15 protein-coding genes are annotated in these 16380 nt (G+C 63.4%); 7 read left to right on the top strand and 8 right to left on the bottom strand.

All coding sequences use genetic code 11. The features are described 5' to 3' along the window. Positions 1-62: 62 nt before the first annotated feature. Complete coding sequence (gene glpK, locus G9C89_RS04225; RefSeq protein ID WP_172145100.1) at positions 63-1550, top strand: glycerol kinase GlpK; 1488 nt, start codon at positions 63-65, stop codon at positions 1548-1550. A 157-nt stretch (positions 1551-1707) separates the two neighbouring features. Here glpK and G9C89_RS04230 read toward each other — a convergent pair whose 3' ends face one another. Further along, entirely contained in the window at positions 1708-2490 is a 783-nt protein-coding gene (locus G9C89_RS04230) for a type IV pili methyl-accepting chemotaxis transducer N-terminal domain-containing protein (RefSeq protein ID WP_172145103.1), read from the bottom strand. Between the two features lie 71 nt (positions 2491-2561). After that, the gene (locus G9C89_RS04235; RefSeq protein ID WP_172145106.1) at positions 2562-3791 is read right to left on the bottom strand and encodes an alginate export family protein; all 1230 of its coding nucleotides are present in this window, start codon (positions 3789-3791) and stop codon (positions 2562-2564) included. Positions 3792-4134: 343 nt separating this feature from the next. On the opposite strand from G9C89_RS04235, the gene G9C89_RS04240 reads away from it, so the two are divergent. Beyond that, entirely contained in the window at positions 4135-4953 is an 819-nt protein-coding gene (locus G9C89_RS04240; RefSeq protein ID WP_172145109.1) for a PhzF family phenazine biosynthesis protein, read from the top strand. Positions 4954-5016: 63 nt separating this feature from the next. Here the strand turns inward: G9C89_RS04240 and G9C89_RS04245 are convergent, their stop codons facing one another. Both G9C89_RS04245 and argF read right to left on the bottom strand, forming a co-directional pair. Then, positions 5017-6126 (bottom strand): ABC transporter ATP-binding protein, encoded by a 1110-nt coding sequence (locus G9C89_RS04245; RefSeq protein ID WP_172145112.1) that lies wholly within the window; start codon positions 6124-6126, stop codon positions 5017-5019. Beyond that, positions 6123-7043, bottom strand: a complete 921-nt coding sequence (gene argF / locus G9C89_RS04250) for an ornithine carbamoyltransferase (RefSeq protein WP_172145115.1) — start codon at positions 7041-7043, stop codon at positions 6123-6125. Before argF ends, G9C89_RS04245 begins: the two co-directional genes overlap by 4 nt. Before the next feature lie 314 nt (positions 7044-7357). Here argF and G9C89_RS04255 point away from each other — a divergent pair, with 314 nt between their 5' ends. Beyond that, complete coding sequence (locus G9C89_RS04255; protein WP_172145118.1) at positions 7358-9466, top strand: molybdopterin oxidoreductase family protein; 2109 nt, start codon at positions 7358-7360, stop codon at positions 9464-9466. Positions 9467-9601: 135 nt separating this feature from the next. Beyond that, positions 9602-9928: a Grx4 family monothiol glutaredoxin gene (gene grxD, locus G9C89_RS04260; protein WP_172145121.1), complete on the top strand. Its 327-nt coding sequence runs from the start codon at positions 9602-9604 to the stop codon at positions 9926-9928. A 208-nt stretch (positions 9929-10136) separates the two neighbouring features. Here grxD and bfr read toward each other — a convergent pair whose 3' ends face one another. Continuing rightward, positions 10137-10607 carry a bacterioferritin gene (gene bfr, locus G9C89_RS04265; RefSeq protein ID WP_172145124.1) on the bottom strand — a complete coding sequence of 157 codons (471 nt, stop codon included), beginning with the start codon at positions 10605-10607 and terminating at the stop codon, positions 10137-10139. Positions 10608-10801: 194 nt separating this feature from the next. Beyond that, entirely contained in the window at positions 10802-11020 is a 219-nt protein-coding gene (locus G9C89_RS04270) for a bacterioferritin-associated ferredoxin (RefSeq protein ID WP_172145129.1), read from the bottom strand. 301 nt (positions 11021-11321) lie between these two features. Here G9C89_RS04270 and G9C89_RS04275 point away from each other — a divergent pair, with 301 nt between their 5' ends. After that, positions 11322-11924 carry a peroxiredoxin gene (locus tag G9C89_RS04275; RefSeq protein WP_172145132.1) on the top strand — a complete coding sequence of 201 codons (603 nt, stop codon included), beginning with the start codon at positions 11322-11324 and terminating at the stop codon, positions 11922-11924. Positions 11925-12085: 161 nt separating this feature from the next. On the opposite strand, the gene rnt is transcribed toward G9C89_RS04275, so the two are convergent. Together rnt and pyrC are read right to left on the bottom strand one after the other, a co-directional pair. Further along, positions 12086-12763 (bottom strand): ribonuclease T, encoded by a 678-nt coding sequence (gene rnt / locus G9C89_RS04280; RefSeq protein ID WP_172145135.1) that lies wholly within the window; start codon positions 12761-12763, stop codon positions 12086-12088. Next, positions 12760-13806 (bottom strand): dihydroorotase, encoded by a 1047-nt coding sequence (gene pyrC, locus G9C89_RS04285; protein ID WP_172145138.1) that lies wholly within the window; start codon positions 13804-13806, stop codon positions 12760-12762. The genes rnt and pyrC overlap by 4 nt, the downstream gene beginning before the upstream one ends. A gap of 239 nt (positions 13807-14045) precedes the next feature. Between pyrC and G9C89_RS04290 the strand changes: the two genes are divergently transcribed. Together G9C89_RS04290 and G9C89_RS04295 are read left to right on the top strand one after the other, a co-directional pair. Next, positions 14046-14930: a flagellar protein MotY gene (locus tag G9C89_RS04290; RefSeq protein WP_172145141.1), complete on the top strand. Its 885-nt coding sequence runs from the start codon at positions 14046-14048 to the stop codon at positions 14928-14930. Between the two features lie 156 nt (positions 14931-15086). Further along, entirely contained in the window at positions 15087-16304 is a 1218-nt protein-coding gene (locus G9C89_RS04295) for an argininosuccinate synthase (protein WP_172145144.1), read from the top strand. Positions 16305-16380 lie beyond the last annotated feature (76 nt).

The following is a 16380-nucleotide window of genomic DNA, read 5'->3' on the forward strand; positions in this document are numbered from 1 at the left end:
CCGCGCGGCCCGGCCCACTATGGCGGTGCTTGATCCATCCGCATAACAACAAGGAAATCCGCATGTCCGACTACCTGCTCGCGATTGACCAAGGCACCACCAGCAGCCGCGCCATCGTCTTCACTGCCCAGGGCCTGCCGCTGGCGCGGGCGCAGCAGGAGTTCAAGCAGTATTTTCCGCAGGACGGCTGGGTCGAGCACGACGGCGAGGAAATCTGGCAGAGCACCCTCGAGGTCTGCCGGGCGGCGCTCAAGCAGGGCGGCCTGGACGCCAGCCAGATCACCGCCATCGGCATCACCAACCAGCGCGAGACCACCCTGGTGTGGGACGCCGCGACCGGCGTGCCGATTCACCCGGCCATCGTCTGGCAGGACCGGCGCACCGCCGATTACTGTGCCGAGCTCAAGGCCGCCGGCCACGAGACGACGGTGGCGGCCAAGACCGGCCTGCTGATCGACCCCTATTTCTCCGGCACCAAGTTGCGCTGGATCCTCAATAACGTCGCCGGCGCGCGGGCGCGGGCCGAGCGCGGCGAACTGCGCTTCGGCACGGTGGACAGCTTCCTGTTGTGGCGCCTGACCGGCGGCAAGTCGCACAAGACCGATGCGACCAACGCCTCGCGCACCCTGCTGTTCAATATCCACACCCAGCAGTGGGACGCGGAGCTGCTCGAGTTGCTGGACATCCCGCCTGGTCTGCTGCCCGAGGTGCTGGATTGCGCCGCCAACTTCGGCACTATCGAGGCCGAACTGCTCGGCGCGCCGATTCCGGTGCTGGGCATGGCCGGCGATCAGCAGGCCGCGCTGATCGGCCAGGCCTGTTTCCAGCCGGGCATGGTCAAGAGCACCTACGGCACCGGCTGCTTCATGATCCAGAACACCGGCGCCACTCCGGTGACCTCGAAAAACCGCCTGCTCACCACCGTCGGTTACCGCCTGGACGGCCAGGTCACCTATGCGGTGGAGGGCAGCATCTTTGTCGCCGGCGCGGCGGTGCAGTGGCTGCGCGACGGCATCAAGTTGATCAGCCATGCGCGCGACAGCGAGGCCCTGGCCGAACAGACCGGCGATGCCTGCGGGGTCTACCTGGTGCCGGCGTTTACCGGCCTGGGCGCGCCTTACTGGGACCCGAAGGCGCGCGGCGCGATCTTCGGCCTGACCCGCGACACCGGGATCAAGGAGATCGTCACCGCCGGCCTGCAATCGGTCTGCTACCAGACCCGCGACCTGCTCGAGGCCATGCGCCAGGACGGCGCCGCCGAGCCCAGCGCGCTGCGGGTGGATGGCGGCATGGTGGAGAACAACTGGGTCATGCAGTTTCTCGCCGACATTCTCGGGGTGCCGGTCGAGCGCCCCGAGGTCACCGAAACCACCGCCCTCGGCGTGGCCTATCTGGCCGGGCTCAAGGCGGGCGTCTACCGCGACCTCGACGAGATCGCCGGGCATTGGCAGCGCCAGCAGCGCTTCGATCCGCGGATGAGCGCAGAACACCGCAGCAAGCTCTACCACGGCTGGCTGGATGCCGTGCAGCGGGTGCGCAGCGAGGGTTAGAGGCTGTGAAAAAACTCTCGCCTACTGCGGCCGCCAACCAGCGATAAAACGTCAGCGCCGGGCGCCACTGTAGGGTGCGCCGCGCGCAGCAATGGGTAGGCTCCGTTGGTCGAAGGTGGTGCGCATGGCGCACCCTACCGGGTTGAGCGGGTACGCCTCAGGAACCCGCCAGCATCACCCCTTCATACTGGCTGGTCAGCTCGTTCATTTGCCACAGCAGGGTTTCGCTGGTGGTGGCGATTACCGTCGGTACGAAGCGCGAGTCGGCGGAGAGGTTGAAGCCGGCGCGGGTGAAGCGCCATTGCGCTTCGGCCTGCTGCAGGCCCTTGGCGATGGCCGGGGTATTCTGCCGGGCCTGCTGCAGTTCCTGCAGGGCCTGGTCGAATTCCTCCACCGCCTGATTGAACGACTGTTCCAGGCCGGCGACCGGCAGGTGCCAGCTCATGGCCAGGTAGAGTTTGGCGATGCGCTGGCTGAGCATGCGCTGGCGGCCGCTGCGGTTGACCAGGCGCGCGCTTTGCCCGCCGCTGTGGCGTTCGAGCAGTTGCACCACCTGCTCGCTCTGCGCCAGTAGCTGGTCGCTGAGTTCCAGCAGGGTCAGTGCCTGCTGCTTGTCCGGGCGTGACAGTGCCAGTTCGCGGTAGCGTTGCCAGGTTTGGCCCACGTCAGTCAGGGCGGTGCGAATCTGTGCGGTAGGGGCATACTCGCCGAGGGCCAGGTAATTGCTCTCGAATTTGGCGATGCTCTGGTCGAGCTGCTGTTCGGCCAGATCCGGGCGAATCTCGGCGCCGATCATCAGGTAGCTCTTGGCGATACGCTGACTGAGCATGCGCTGCATGCCGGACAGGTTCATCGCTTCGGCGGCGTTGATGGTCGCCCAGCTCGGCGGGCTGAGCAGGGCGAGGCCGAACAGCAGGCCGGCAATCATCGGTTTGAGCATGGGGAAGTCTCCTTGAGGCCCGCGACGCGAGCGTCGCGGGCGCAAAGGCCCCGCACAGCGGGGCCGGGCCGTCAGTAGCTGTATTGCAGTTGCGCCCAGAACTTGTCGGTATCCACGGAGAACTCGTCGGCATCGTAGCTGGCGTATTTGACCAGGCCGACCAGACCCTTCACGCCGGGAATCGGATGGGCGTAGGACACATCGATTTCATCGCCGTACTGGCTGCTGCCCTGTTCGGCGCTGAAGTCGTGGTACCAGGCCGCCAGGCTGCCGCCGAGCAGGGGGGCAGTAAAGCCGACATAAGCGTCCTCGACGCCATCGGCCGGGGTCAGCAGGAAAATGTCGGCCCAGCCCTGGAAGGCGTGCTTGGTCGCCAATGGGGTCTGGAAGGCGCGGTTGCCCGGCCCTGCGTCGCCGCCGAGTACTTCGTAACCGGCCTTCAGCGCGATGCCCTTGAGCGTGTAGCCCAGCTCGCCGAGGTAGTAATCGCTGTCCAGTTCCAGCGGGTTGTCGGCGTAATCCTTCTGCTGGGCGTATTCCAGGGCATAGCTGAGCCCCGCGATGGCGCCATTGAGGCGTACACCAGTGGTCTGGCTCGATTGACTGCCCAGCGCCAGGTTATCCAGGCCCAGGCGGTACTGGTAGGCGGTGGCGGTCAATTCGGGCATGACCACGTACTGGGCATTCAGCAGGTGGCTGTGGCCTTCGATATTGGCCGGGTTGGCGGCGGTATCGAAACGATTGTCGCCGGGGCCGAAGATGCTGTTGATGTTGTCGATGTAGGCGTAGGTGAGGGTCAGGCCGTCCAGCGGTTTCAGTTGGCCGAGCACGCCGTCATAGGTCTGCTCGTTCTGCCGCCAGGCGACGCCGCCGATGAAGCGCTGGTTGTCCAGGTTGATGCGCTGGCGGCCGAGCACGGCGTTGCCCAGCGCATGGTCATAGCGCAGCAGGGCCTGGTTGACTTCGCTGCCGTCCGGGTCGGCGACCACCGAGTAGTCGCCCTGGCCGTTGCGCGTGCTGTTGTAGCTGGCGTCGCCGATGCGGCTGACGTTGTCGGCCTCGATCAGGGCGGAGAGGCCGTACCACTTGCCGCTCTGGAAGCCGACGCGGGTGCGCAGGGTCTGCGCGTTGGCGTTGTTCAGCGCGTTGTCCTGGTCGACGTGTTCGTAGCGGTAGCGCAGGTCGAGGATCGGCTTGCCTTCGGTGATCAGTGTGCTCAGCGGTTGGCTAGCGAAAGCGGCGTGACTGAAGGTGCTGCTGGCGATGGCCAGGGACAGGAGGGAGAGGGTTATCGGGCGCATGGCATGCTTCCTATATGAGCCAAAATCGCAAAAAAAAACGTCACAGTGCCCGCGGCTCAAAGATGAGCGGGGTGCCGTGACGTCGTTGTCGGATGTGTGGCAGACACGCCGTTGTGCTGACCGAGGCTGGTCATAGCAGGTGGCGTGCCAGAATCTGCAAGTATCTGATTTGTTGAGAGTTAGTGGTTTTTTTAGAACCTTTCGCGATTGATCCGTGCACCGTGCTCGCTCGCGGCGCCTTGAGACAGTGCAGCTGTAATGCCTTTATTGCGGGCGACTGTAGCGGGCGCAAGGCGGACGGACGCGGCATGCTCGCGCTTATCGCGACTCAGGAGTGCCACCCATGCAACTCGACTTTCACCAGATCGATGCCTTCACCAATCGCCCTTTCGCCGGTAACCCTGCCATGGTCTATCGCCTGGACCGCTGGCTCGGCGATGCGCTGATGCAGCAGATCGCCGCGGAGCACAATCTGGCGGAAAGCGCTTTTCTGGTGAAGGAAGGCGCCGCCTGGCATATCCGCTGGTTTACCCCGCTCGCCGAGGTGCCGTTGTGCGGGCATGCCACCCTGGCCAGTGCCCATGTGCTGTTCGAGTGCTATGCCGAGCCGGGTGAGACAATCGACTTCGTCTGCCAGTCCGGTGCGCTGCGGGTGAGTCGCGAGGCGGGCAGACTGGTGTTGGATTTTCCCGTACGTGCGATCGAGCGCTGGGACTCGCAGGGCGCGGTCGCGCGTGCTTTGGGCATGCAGCCCCAGGAGGTATGGGCGCTATATGGTCAGGAGGGAATTCAGGAGCTGTTGGCGGTATTGCCGAGCGAAGCGGCGGTGCGTGCGTTTCAAGCGAATCTGCCAGCCCTGGCCGAGTTGCCGGGTTTGGGGGTGTTGATTACGGCGCCCGGTGAACGGCACGATTTCGTCTCGCGCTACTTCGCCCCGGCAATCGGCATCAATGAAGACCCGGTCACCGGCTCGACCCATTGCATGCTCACGCCCTACTGGGCCGAGCGTTTGGGCAAGACCGAACTGAGCGCCTACCAGTGCTCGGCCCGCGGCGGCGAGTTGCACTGCCGGTTGGAAGGCGAGCGAGTCAAGATCGCCGGTCAGGTGGTATTGGTGGCCAGCGGCCGGTTGTACTTGAGCGAGGATGTTGGGCTGGGCTAAACGCCAGCGGCATTGGTGCGCACGGCCCAGGCGGCCCCGCACACCCTACGAGCGGCGCGCTAGCTAGCTGGCGCTGCTGTAGCGGCGCACGCCGGAATCGCCGAGGTTGATCTGGGCGGCGATGCTGCCGGGAGCGGGGAACACCACCAGGTGATCGGCCGCCACGCGGATGCCGACGTTCGTCCCGGGCTGGAGGTCGACATGGCTGGGGAACAGCGATTCCAGCAGGCTGCCGGTGGCCAGTTGCAGGCGATACAGGGTGGCGGCGCCGAGGAAGGTCTTGCCGGCAATCAGCGCTTTCAGCTCGCTGTCCGGGTCGTAGACGATGTCGTCCGGGCGCAGCAGCACATCCACCGCGCTGCCGCTCGCCCAGGTATAGGCGCGATTACCGCGAATCAGGCCCAGCTCGGTCTGCACCGTGTCCGGGCTGAGCAACTGGCCGCGAATGAAGTAGCCTTGACCGATGAAGCTGGCGACGAAGGGAGTCAGTGGTTCGTGGTAGAGGTTGTACGGGGTGTCCCATTGCTGCAGCCGACCCTCATGAAAGACGCCGACATGATCGCTGACGGCGAAGGCTTCTTCCTGGTCATGGGTCACCAGAATCGCACTGGTGCCGCGGGCTTTGAGGATGTCGCGAACCTCATGACTCAAGCGTCGCCGCAACTCGCCATCGAGGTTGGAAAAGGGCTCATCAAGCAGCAGCAGGCGCGGTTCCGGGGCCAATGCGCGGGCCAGGGCCACACGCTGTTGCTGGCCGCCGGACAGTTCGTGGGGATAGCGCTTGCTCAGGTGGCCGAGTTTGACCAACTCCAGCAACTCGGCGGTGATGTGTTCGCAGTTGGCCTGCTGGCGAATGCCGAAGGCAACGTTTTCCGCCACGCTCAGGTGCGGAAACAGCGCGTAGTCCTGGAACACCATGCCGATCCGGCGCTTCTCCGGCGCCAGGGTAAAGCCGGCGCGGGAGATCACCTCGTCGGTCAGCTGGATCTCGCCTGCCACCACCGGTTCGAAACCGGCGATGGCGCGCAGGGTGGTGGTCTTGCCGCAGCCGGACGGCCCGAGCAGGCAGCCGATGTCGCCGGCGTTCAGGTGCAGGTTGAGGTCCTGCACCACCTTGTGCTCGTTGTAACCACAGCTCAGGTCGCGCAGGTTCAGCAGCAGGGGTTGGCTCATGCGTGGTGGTACGCCGGCTCGACCAGAAACTCGAGCAGGGCCTTTTGCACATGCAGGCGGTTTTCCGCTTGGTCCCAGGCCGCCGAGCGCGGGTCGTCGAGCAGATCCTCGCTGATTTCCTCGCCACGGTGGGCCGGCAGGCAGTGCAGGAACAGCACGTCGGTGGCGGCGGCATCGAGCAGGGCGCGGTTGACCTGATAGGGCGCGAACAGCTTGAGGCGCTCGGCGATTTCTTCCTCCTGGCCCATCGAGGCCCAGACATCGGTGCTCACCAGGTGCGCGCCCGCCACCGCCTCGCGCGGGTCGCGCAGGATCTGCACCCGATCACCGGCATTGGCCAGGAATGCGGCGTTCGGCTCGTAGCCCTCGGGGCAGGCGATGCGCAGTTGGAAGTCGAATTGCTCGGCGGCTTCTATATAGGAGTTGCACATGTTGTTGCCATCGCCGATCCAGGTCACGGTCTTGCCTTTGATGCTGCCGCGCTGCTCGTGGAAGGTCTGCATGTCGGCCAACAGCTGGCAGGGATGCAGGTCGTCGGACAGGCCGTTGATCACCGGCACCCGCGAATTCGCCGCGAACTCGGTCAGGGTGCTGTGGGCAAAGGTGCGGATCATCACCGCATCGAGCATGCGCGACATGACGATGGCGGCATCGCCGATCGGTTCGCCGCGGCCGAGTTGGGTGTCGCGTGGCGACAGGAAGATCGCCTGGCCACCCAGTTGGATCATGCCCGCCTCGAACGACAGGCGAGTACGGGTCGACGCTTTCTCGAAAATCATCCCCAGCACGCGGTTCTTCAGCGGCTCGAACAGCACGCCTCGGTTGCGCAAGTCCTTCAGCTCCATGCCGCGGCGGATCAGGCTCACCAGTTCTTGTGGTGTGCAGTCCTTCAGCGAGAGAAAGTGTCTTGCGCTCATCGTTAACTACCTTTTGACAACAGGGCGCAGGTTCAAGGGCCGGATTTAACAGGGAAAACGGCAGAACCTACGGCTGGGAGCCGCACAGTGCGACGAAACGGGGAAGGCGCGATCTTATAAGGAAATGCCGAGCAGGCGCAAATTGTCCAACCACTCATGCTTGCCAGCACGGCATCGCCGTCCTGCTCAATCGGCTGGCCTGATGCCCGCCGATTCATGAGACAAACGCTACTGGCGGAGCCTGCCAGCAGGCGCCATAGTCTTGCTTTAACGACCCTTTGCGGTCGAATCGAACAAGAAAACGAGGCCCGGCCATGACCAAAACCCTCCATCACCGTGCGTGCCACCTCTGTGAAGCGATCTGTGGCCTGACCATCGAGACCGAGTTGCAGGCTGACGGCTCGACCCAGATCCGCTCGATCAAGGGCGACGCCCAGGACAGCTTCAGTCGTGGCCATATCTGTCCCAAGGCGGTGGCCTTGCAGGACATCCAGAGCGACCCCGACCGTTTGCGCCAGCCGATGCGCCGGGTTGGCAGCGAGTGGCAGGCAATTGAATGGGCGGAGGCGTTCGAACTGGTTGCCAGCCGTCTCGCCGAGATTCAGGCGCGGCATGGCGCCAATGCCGTGGCCAGCTACCAAGGCAACCCCAGCGTGCACAACTATGGGCTGTTGACCCACAGCAACTATTTCCTCGGTCTGCTCAAGACCCGCAGCCGCTTCTCCGCCACCTCGGTGGATCAACTGCCCCATCACCTGGTCAGCCAGCAGATGTACGGCCACGGCTTCCTGCTGCCGATCTGCGATATCGACCACACCGACTTCATGCTGATCCTCGGCGGCAATCCCCTGGCCTCCAATGGCAGCATCATGACGGTGCCGGACGTGGAGAAACGCCTGAAGGCGATCAAGGCGCGCGACGGCAAGGTGGTGGTGGTCGATCCGCGGCGCAGCGAAACCGCGGCGATTGCCGATCAGCACCTGTTCGTGCGCCCGGGTGAGGACGCCGCGCTGCTGTTCGGCCTGCTCAACACCCTGTTCGAAGAAGGTCTGACGCGCACCAGCCACCTGCCGGTCGCCGGCCTGGACGAAACGCGCCGAGCCATCGCCGGCTTCACCGCCGAGGCCATGAGCGAACGCTGTGGCGTGCCGGCGGCAACCATACGCCAGCTGGCCCGCGATTTCGCCGCCGCCGACAAGGCCGTGTGCTATGGCCGCATGGGGGTGTCCACCCAGGCCTTCGGCACGCTCTGCCATTGGCTGATCCAGCTGATCAACCTGGTCACCGGCAACCTCGACCGCGAAGGCGGGGCACTGTGCACCGAGGCGGCCATCGATTTGACCACCGGCAGTTCCGGCACTCACTTCGACCGCTGGCGCAGCCGCGTTTCCGGCCTGCCGGAATACGGCGGCGAACTGCCGGTCGCGGCCCTGGCCGAAGAGATGCTGACGCCGGGCGAGGGGCAGATTCGCGCCCTGGTTACCGTGGCCGGCAACCCGGTGCTCTCGACCCCCAACGGCCGCCAGCTGGAACAGGCGCTGGACGGGCTGGAGTTCATGCTCAGCATCGATACCTATATCAACGAGACCACCCGCTACGCCGACCTGATCCTGCCGCCCACCGGGCCGCTGGAGCATGATCACTACGACATGACCTTCAACAGCTTCGCCGTGCGCAACGTTGCCCGCTTCAACCTGCCGGTGCTGGAAAAGCCGGCCGGCACCCTGCACGACTGGGAAATTTTCGTCGGCCTGGCCAAGGCCTTCGCCGGCAAGCTCGGGGTCGAGCTGAAAGCGACCATGGCACCGGCTGAGATAATCGACATGGGCCTGCGCATGGGTCGCTATGGCGACAAGTCCGAGCATAAGTTGTCCGTGGCCAAACTGTTGGAACATCCCCATGGCATCGACCTGGGGGCGCTCAAGCCCAACCTGGCTGCGCGTTTACGCACCCCGGACCAGCAAGTCCAGGCCGCTCCGGCCTTGCTCTTGAGCGATCTGCCGCGCTTCGCCGCGCAGCCGCTGGCCAAGGCCGACGAGCTGCTGCTGATCGGTCGTCGCCATGTACGCAGCAACAACTCCTGGATGCACAACTACCATCGCCTGGTGAAGGGCAAGCCGCGCCATCAACTGCTGATGAATCCGGCTGATCTGGACCAGCGCGGCTTGGCCGACGGCCAATTGGTCAGCGTGCGTTCGCGGATCGGCGCCATCGAAGTGGAAGTCGCCGCCAGCGACGAGATGATGCCCGGTGTAGTCAGTCTGCCCCACGGTTGGGGCCATGCACGCCCAGGCGTACAATTGACCATTGCCAGCGCGCAGCCCGGCGCCAGCGCCAACGACCTGACCGACGAGCGTCAGCTCGATGCCTTGTCCGGCAATGCCGCGCTCAATGGCGTGCCGGTTCAGGTGGCGGCGGCCTGAGAGCGGTTGCCCGGATTGCATTCGGGCCAGGGGGCGACCAAGTCGCGCCAAGGCCGAGCATTACGCTCGGCTTTTCGCTACAATGCCGCCACCGTGCCGACCCGTGAGTCGGGAAGTTAAGTCCTGAGGTGCCCCATGGATATCATCGAAACCATCAAAGAACAGATCGCCAACAACACCGTTCTGTTGTACATGAAAGGCTCGCCGAATGCCCCGCAGTGCGGCTTTTCCTCCAAAGCCGCACAAGCCGTGATGGCCTGTGGTGAAAAATTCGCCTATGTCGACATCCTGCAGAACCCGGAAATCCGCGCCAATCTGCCGAAGTACGCCAACTGGCCGACCTTCCCGCAGCTCTGGGTTGGCGGTGAACTGGTTGGCGGCAGCGACATCGTGGCCGAGATGTTCGAGAAGGGTGAGCTGCAGACCCTGATCAAGAGCGCCATGCAGAAAACCGACGCCTGAGTCGGCTTTTTGTTGAAAAACCCCGCTACGGCGGGGTTTTTTCTGCGCGAGCGCATGGTTATGGCTGAGGCAAACAAACAAGCATCGCTGCGGTGCCAGGCCACGGCAAGCAGGTGCCTTGAGGGGGCGCTCGCAACACCAGACAACTGCTGCCGAGTCAACAAAAACGGGAGCCTCTCGGCTCCCGCTGAATCAGCGCGATAGGCCGTCAGTCGTCCATCTGCGACTGCAGGTAGTTCTGCAAACCGACGGCTTCGAGCAGGCTCAGCTGGGTTTCCAGCCAGTCGATATGGTCTTCTTCCGAGCAGAGGATTTCTTCCAGCAGTTCGCGGCTGGCGTAGTCGCCGATGCTCTCGCAGTAGGCAATCGCCGCCTTCAGGTCGATATGGGCCTTGTGCTCGATCTTCAGGTCGCACTCGAGCATTTCCTTGGTGTTTTCACCGATCAGCAGTTTGCCGAGGTCTTGCACGTTCGGCAGGCCTTCGAGAAAGAGGATGCGCTTGATCAGCTTGTCCGCATGCTTCATCTCGTCGATGGATTCGTGGTACTCGTGCTCGCCGAGTTTCTTCAGGCCCCAGTCTTGGTACATCCGTGCGTGCAGGAAGTACTGGTTGATGGCGACCAACTCGTTACCGAGGATCTTGTTCAGATGCTGGATGACTTTCTTATCGCCTTTCATGGTCTGAGCTGCCTTGCTGGGAAAGTAGACAGGGAATTTTGGGTCGGGTCATACCGTCTGTCAAATCTAAGTAGTTGAAATTTCAACGGAAATAAATACTAGCAAGAACGATTTGCCTCCGTATCCAGAGCTAAACCCTTGAATTTCGGGTATAAAAAACCGGACGCGAGGTCCGGTTTTTTTACATCGCCTGACTAGGCCGCGACGAAATTCGCTGGATAGGCCAGGGCGGCCTGACTGCTCTGCACTTCGCTGAGGGTGTCGCGAACCACTTGCTTGGCCAGGCAGGCACATTTGCCACATTGGCTGGCGACACCGAGGGTGGTGCGCACCTCACGGTAGCTGCAGCAACCTTCAAAGATTGCGTCGCGGATCTGGTTGTCGGTGACACCTTCGCAGAGGCAGACGTACATGGACTAAGACTCGTCGCAGGGCAGTGGTTGGTTGCGCTCGATACTAATGCTAATGAGAATGCTTGTCAAAGCTCTATTTCCGACTGACGTCTGCAGGCGAGTGCAGCAGACCAACGGTCGGGGTGGTGTGGGTTAACCGACCTGGTTCGACGGTCGATAAAGCGATGGGTGAGGGGCGAGACCGAAAATCGCGGTGTATGATGGCCGGCCCCGGTGGTGCGGGCGTTGTCATCATGCTGTCGTCAGGCGGCTGCAAGGTTAGACCGGCGCGCACCTGACCCATGACTCAAGGAGATACTCAATGAGCGTACTCGTCGGTAAGAAAGCCCCTGATTTTGATGTTGCTGCAGTCCTCGGCAATGGTGAAATCGTCGACAGCTTCAGCCTGTCCTCGGCGATCAAGGGCAAATACGGCCTGGTGTTCTTCTATCCGCTGGATTTCACCTTCGTTTGCCCGTCCGAGCTGATCGCTCTGGATCGCCGCATTCCCGAGTTCCAGGAACGCAACGTCGAAGTGATTGGCGTGTCGATCGACTCGCACTTCACCCACAATGCCTGGCGCAACACCCCGGTAGACCAGGGCGGCATTGGCCCGGTCAGGTACACCCTGGCGGCCGACATCAATCACGCCATCTGCAAGGCCTACGACGTCGAGTCCGAAGACGGCGTGGCCTTCCGTGGCGCGTTCCTGATCGACTTGAATGGTGTGGTGCGTTCGCAGATCGTCAATGACCTGCCGCTGGGCCGCAACATGGACGAGCTGTTGCGTCTGGTCGATGCCCTGCAATTCACCGAGGAGCATGGCGATGTCTGCCCGGCCAACTGGAAGAAAGGCGACAAAGGCATGACCGCCTCGCCGGAAGGCGTGGCCAAGTACCTGACCGAGTACGCCGCCAGCCTGTAAGGCTTACGCGACGTACAAAAAAACCGGCTATATGCCGGTTTTTTTGTGGACGGGCTTCATCGATGTAGGAGCGGCCCATGGCCGCGAGGCTTTATTGCCTGGTACAGCCGTTCGCGGGCATGCCTAGGCGGCCCCGTCACTCCTGCGAATGAATACAGGCGTCAGTCGTCGAAATCCTGCCAGCCGCCCATTTCCTTCCAGCGGTTGACGATGCCGCAGAACAGTTCGGCGGTTTTTTCGGTGTCGTAGCGCGCCGAATGGGCTTCGCGACCGTCGAAGTCGATGCCGGCGGTCTGGCAGGCTTTGGCCAGGACGGTCTGACCGTAGGCGAGGCCGGCGAGGGTGGCGGTGTCGAAGCTGGAGAAAGGGTGGAAGGGGTTGCGCTTGATGTCGCAGCGCATCACGGCGGCATTGAGGAAGCCGAGGTCGAAGCTGCTGTTATGCCCGACCAGGATCGCCCGCTTGCAGCCGTTGGCTTTCAGCGACTTGCGCAGGCTGCGGAAGATCTCGGTCAGCGCGTGTTCTTCGCTGACGGCCATGCGCAGCGGGTGATCGAGCTTGATCCCGGTGAAGTCCAGGGCTGCCTGTTCGATATTGGCGCCGGCGAAGGGCTCGACGCGGAAGAACAGGGTGTGCTCGGGGTAGAGGAAGCCGCCTTCATCCATGCCGATGGTGGTGGCGGCGATTTCCAGCAGGGCATCGGTGGCGCAATTGAAGCCGCCGGTTTCCACATCCACGACGACCGGCAGGTAGCCGCGAAAGCGTTCCGCCATCGGATGGCGCGAGCCGCTGCCGGCATTCGGGTGATCCAGCTCGGTGTCGAAATGTTCGCCACTCACGCGTTGTTCTCCAGCAGGCGCCAGCGCAGTTTTTCACCAGCGCGCAGCGGGATTACGGTTTGATCGCCCAGCGGCAGTTCGCCAGGTACGACCCAGTCTTGACGAACCAGGGTGATGGTCTCGCTGTTGCGCGGCAGGCCGTAGAAATCGGGGCCATGCTGGCTGGCGAAGGCTTCGAGCTTGTCCAGGGCATTGCGCTGCTCGAACGCCTCGGCATACAGCTCGATGGCGGCATAGGCGCTGTAGCAACCGGCGCAACCGCAGGCGGCTTCCTTGGCGTGTCGGGCATGCGGTGCCGAGTCGGTGCCGAGGAAGAACTTGGTGCTGCCGCTGGTGGCGGCGTCGAGCAGGGCTTCCTGGTGCAGGTTGCGCTTGAGAATCGGCAGGCAGTAGAAGTGCGGGCGAATGCCGCCAACCAGCATGTGGTTGCGGTTGTACAGCAGGTGGTGGGCGGTGATGGTGGCGCCGACGTTGGCCGAGGCCGCGTTGACGAACTCCACCGCATCGCTGGTGGTGATGTGCTCGAACACCACCTTGAGGGTCGGGAAGCGCTCGACCACCCGGCTCAGTTGCTCGTCGATAAAGTATTTTTCGCGGTCGAATACATCGATCTCGCTGCGCGTCACTTCACCGTGCACCAGCAGCGGCAGGCCGATGTCGGCCATGGCCTCGAGGGTCGGGAAGATCTTGTCGATGCTGGTCACGCCGGAATCGGAATTGGTGGTGGCGCCGGCCGGGTAGAGCTTGGCGGCATGCACAAAGCCCGAGGCCTTGGCCGCGCGCACATCGGCCGGGCTGCTCAGGTCGGTGAGATAGAGCACCATCAAAGGCTCGAAACGACTGCCCGCCGGGCGTGCGGCGAGAATCCGCTGGCGGTAGGCATCGGCCTCGCTGGCATTGCGTACCGGCGGCACCAGATTGGGCATGATGATGGCGCGGGCGAAGGTCCGGGCGGCGTCGGCGACCGTGTGGGTCAGCACGGCGCCATCGCGCAGGTGAATATGCCAGTCGTCGGGACGCAGCAAAGTGAGGCGGTCGGTCATGGAGGTTTCCAGGCGGGCATTACGTGCCGGGAATGCTACCGGAAAAGCCCTGTCAGGGCACGCCGAAAGCGGTTCCTGGGCGATGAGCTGTCGCGGTAAACGCCAGACCGAGCAACCGCTCAAACGGAAACCCAGGTGGGCGAGCCGGTTGCGCTGAGCACGCCGACTCCATCGGCGGCTCAAGTTTTGTCCGGCGGCACCGATAGTCAGAAGGTACGTGGTATTTTCTGGAGTCTTCCGTGCGTCCGCCCTCACTCGTCCTCTTGTGCCTGTTGGCCAGTCAGCCAGCGCTAGCCATCACCTTCCAGACCCGCCTGGAGAAGGTCGAGTGGGCGGTTGCCGGTGACCAGTTCGAGTGCCGCCTGAGCCAGCCGGTCACCGATTTTGGCGCGGGCATCTTCGTGCGGCGGGCCGGCGAGCAGGCGACCTTCAATTTGCAGGCGCCTGAGCGCTGGCTGGGCGCCGGTTCGGCAACGCTGCTGGCGGCGGCTGCGCCCTGGCAACCGGGGCGCGGCGATATCAACCTGGGGGCGGTCAGGGTCGGCAACGGCGAGGTGCCGTTCAGCAGCACTCAGGAGCAGGCCAGTCGTCTGCTCGTCGGCTTGCTCGAGGGCCGTAGCCCGCTGATCCGTCATCGCACCCGGCAGGCTGGCGACAGCCTCGAAGTGCGCTTGCTGCCGGTCAGATTCCGCAAGGCGTACAACGATTATCTGGCGTGTACGGCCAAGCTGCTGCCGGTCAATTTCGAGCAGATCCGCCAGTCCCATGTCGGCTTTCCGGGCGGTGGCGTTGATCTGGCGCCGCTGGCCCAGGCCAAGCTGGACATCATCCTGAGTTATCTCAAGGCCGACCCCAGCGTCAATCGCATCGAACTCGACGGGCATGCCGACAACAGTGGCAATCGCCTGACCAATCGCGACCTGTCGCGGCGCCGCGCCCTGGCGGTGATGGAGTATCTGAAAGCCAATGGTGTGCCGGCCGAGCAGATTACCCTGCGCTTTCATGGCGAGCGTTACCCGCTGGCGCCGAATAACAGTGAAGCCAATCGCGCCAAGAACCGCCGGGTAACCGTGGCGTTGGCGCGTGTCGCCGAGGCCGCTGGAACACCTGAAACCCCGCTGTAGCGCTGCCTGCAGCGGCGTCCTGAGTCGAGGCGAGTGGGGCGGGCGGCGCTCAGGCGTTGCCGCTTCGTCGTCACAGGCTGTCGCAGCGCTGTAAATCATCCTGCGTGACCAGTAGAATCACGGGTTTTCCCGAACAACCCCGTGGAGTTGATTGGCATGGCCGACGTAAACAAGGTAGTCCTGGCATATTCCGGTGGCCTGGACACCTCCGTGATCCTCAAGTGGCTGCAAGACACCTATAACTGCGAAGTGGTGACCTTCACCGCCGACCTCGGCCAGGGCGAAGAAGTCGAGCCGGCACGTGCCAAGGCCAAGGCCATGGGCGTCAAGGAAATCTACATCGACGACCTGCGCGAAGAGTTCGTCCGCGACTTCGTCTACCCGATGTTCCGCGCCAACACCGTCTACGAAGGCGAGTACCTGCTGGGTACGTCCATCGCCCGTCCGCTGATCGCCAAGCGCCTGATCGAGATCGCCAACGAGACCGGCGCCGACGCCATCTCCCACGGCGCCACCGGCAAGGGCAACGACCAGGTGCGTTTCGAGCTGGGTGCCTACGCGCTCAAGCCCGGCGTGAAAGTCATCGCCCCGTGGCGCGAGTGGGACCTGCTGTCGCGCGAGAAGCTGATGGACTACGCCGCCAAGCACGAGATTCCGATCGAGCGTCACGGCAAGAAGAAGTCGCCGTACTCCATGGATGCCAACCTGCTGCACATCTCCTATGAAGGCGGCGTGCTGGAAGACACCTGGACCGAGCACGAAGAAGACATGTGGAAGTGGACCGTCTCCCCCGAGGCCGCTCCGGACGCTCCGACCTATATCGAACTGACCTACCGCGCCGGTGACATCGTCGCCATCGACGGCAAGGACATGAGCCCAGCCACCGTGCTGGCCGAGCTCAACCGCATCGGCGGCGAGAACGGCATCGGTCGTCTGGATATCGTCGAAAACCGCTTTGTCGGCATGAAGTCGCGCGGCTGCTACGAAACCCCGGGCGGCACCATCATGCTCAAGGGCCACCGCGCCATCGAGTCGATCACCCTGGACCGCGAAGTCGCGCACCTGAAAGACGAGCTGATGCCCAAGTACGCCAGCCTGATCTACAACGGCTTCTGGTGGAGCCCTGAGCGCCTGATGCTGCAACAGATGATCGACGCTTCCCAGGCCAACGTGAACGGCGTGGTGCGCATGAAGCTGTACAAGGGCAACGTGATCATCACCGGGCGCAAGTCCGACGATTCGCTGTTCGATGCCAATATCGCCACCTTCGAAGAAGACGGCGGCGCTTACAATCAGGCCGACGCCGGTGGCTTTATCAAGCTCAACGCGCTGCGCATGCGCATCGCGGCGGGCAAGGGCCGCAAGCTGCTCTGATAGCGCTTGCCTCTGCTCGTGAGTGATCGCGAGCAAGGACTCGGCGTCCCCCTCGCTCCGACAAAGAGCTTGGCAA

The sequence above is a fragment of the Pseudomonas tumuqii genome (assembly GCF_013184545.1).
Lineage (GTDB): Bacteria > Pseudomonadota > Gammaproteobacteria > Pseudomonadales > Pseudomonadaceae > Aquipseudomonas > Aquipseudomonas tumuqii.

What these genes read in the sequence shown, in the direction of transcription:
- glpK (WP_172145100.1), top strand. Translation starts at nt 63, where the DNA reads ATGTCCGACTACCTGCTCGCGATTGACCAAGGCACCACCAGCAGCCGC.
- G9C89_RS04230 (WP_172145103.1), bottom strand. Translation starts at nt 2,490, where the DNA reads ATGCTCAAACCGATGATTGCCGGCCTGCTGTTCGGCCTCGCCCTGCTC.
- G9C89_RS04235 (WP_172145106.1), bottom strand. Translation starts at nt 3,791, where the DNA reads ATGCGCCCGATAACCCTCTCCCTCCTGTCCCTGGCCATCGCCAGCAGC.
- G9C89_RS04240 (WP_172145109.1), top strand. Translation starts at nt 4,135, where the DNA reads ATGCAACTCGACTTTCACCAGATCGATGCCTTCACCAATCGCCCTTTC.
- G9C89_RS04245 (WP_172145112.1), bottom strand. Translation starts at nt 6,126, where the DNA reads ATGAGCCAACCCCTGCTGCTGAACCTGCGCGACCTGAGCTGTGGTTAC.
- argF (WP_172145115.1), bottom strand. Translation starts at nt 7,043, where the DNA reads ATGAGCGCAAGACACTTTCTCTCGCTGAAGGACTGCACACCACAAGAA.
- G9C89_RS04255 (WP_172145118.1), top strand. Translation starts at nt 7,358, where the DNA reads ATGACCAAAACCCTCCATCACCGTGCGTGCCACCTCTGTGAAGCGATC.
- grxD (WP_172145121.1), top strand. Translation starts at nt 9,602, where the DNA reads ATGGATATCATCGAAACCATCAAAGAACAGATCGCCAACAACACCGTT.
- bfr (WP_172145124.1), bottom strand. Translation starts at nt 10,607, where the DNA reads ATGAAAGGCGATAAGAAAGTCATCCAGCATCTGAACAAGATCCTCGGT.
- G9C89_RS04270 (WP_172145129.1), bottom strand. Translation starts at nt 11,020, where the DNA reads ATGTACGTCTGCCTCTGCGAAGGTGTCACCGACAACCAGATCCGCGAC.
- G9C89_RS04275 (WP_172145132.1), top strand. Translation starts at nt 11,322, where the DNA reads ATGAGCGTACTCGTCGGTAAGAAAGCCCCTGATTTTGATGTTGCTGCA.
- pyrC (WP_172145138.1), bottom strand. Translation starts at nt 13,806, where the DNA reads ATGACCGACCGCCTCACTTTGCTGCGTCCCGACGACTGGCATATTCAC.
- G9C89_RS04295 (WP_172145144.1), top strand. Translation starts at nt 15,087, where the DNA reads ATGGCCGACGTAAACAAGGTAGTCCTGGCATATTCCGGTGGCCTGGAC.